The sequence below is a fragment of the Paracoccus sp. S-4012 genome, from assembly GCF_009674885.1.
Lineage (GTDB): Bacteria > Pseudomonadota > Alphaproteobacteria > Rhodobacterales > Rhodobacteraceae > Paracoccus.
The window spans coordinates 1-849 of record NZ_WKKA01000050.1; the positions used below are offsets into that span (position 1 = coordinate 1).

1 protein-coding gene is annotated in these 849 nt (G+C 60.0%); it reads right to left on the reverse strand.

What is annotated here, in order from left to right:
• Positions 1-849 (reverse strand): calcium-binding protein (locus GI374_RS18770; protein ID WP_195759996.1); only part of this gene is annotated, 849 nt, incomplete at both ends.

The following is an 849-nucleotide window of genomic DNA, read 5'->3' on the forward strand; positions in this document are numbered from 1 at the left end:
TCCCGATTAGACTGATGGAAAAGTCTGCGCGGCCATCCCCATCCACATCTCCGGAAATGTTGGTGACCATACCAACGCGATCATATCGCAGCTCACCAGCATTGCCGCTGAAGCCGACCTCGCCGATAAACACGAAGTCTTCATCGGCAATCGTTTGGATGTCTGCGTCAATAAGGCGCAGGTCGATCTTGTCGCCTTGGGCCCGACTGAAGTCTTGGACGATATCGGCCCCCGTGGTCGCCGAGTCGCGAACTGATTCAAATATAAAGTCGTCGGCCCCCGCACCGCCGGTAAGACGGTCCTGACCGGCTCCGCCGACGAGCAGGTCATCGCCCGCCCCGCCACTCAGTGTATCAGCTCCCGCTCCGCCGCTGAGAGTATTATCTCCAGCGTTGCCGAATATCCGATTCGCTAACCCGTTCCCGGTGCCGCTGATGTTGCCCGTTCCAGTCAGAGTCAGGTTCTCGACATTGGCGGTCAGTGCATAGGAAACGGAGGCACGCACCAGGTCGGTTCCCCCATTGTGTCCATCGTTGACCCGGTCTCCGACGTTGTCGACGATATAGATGTCGTCGCCGGCGCCGCCGTTCAGCGTGTCGGCACCGAGACCGCCGTCCAGCAGGTTGTTTCCGGCGTTGCCGTTGATCCGGTTTGCCAGACCGTTCCCGGTACCGTTGATGTTGCCCATTCCAGTCAGAGTCAGGTTCTCGACATTGGCGGTCAGTGCATAGGAAACGGAGGCACGCACCAGGTCGGTTCCCCCATCGTGTCCATCGTTGACCCGGTCTCCGACGTTGTCGACGATATAGATGTCGTCGCCGGCGCCGCCGTTCAGCGTGTCGGCACCGA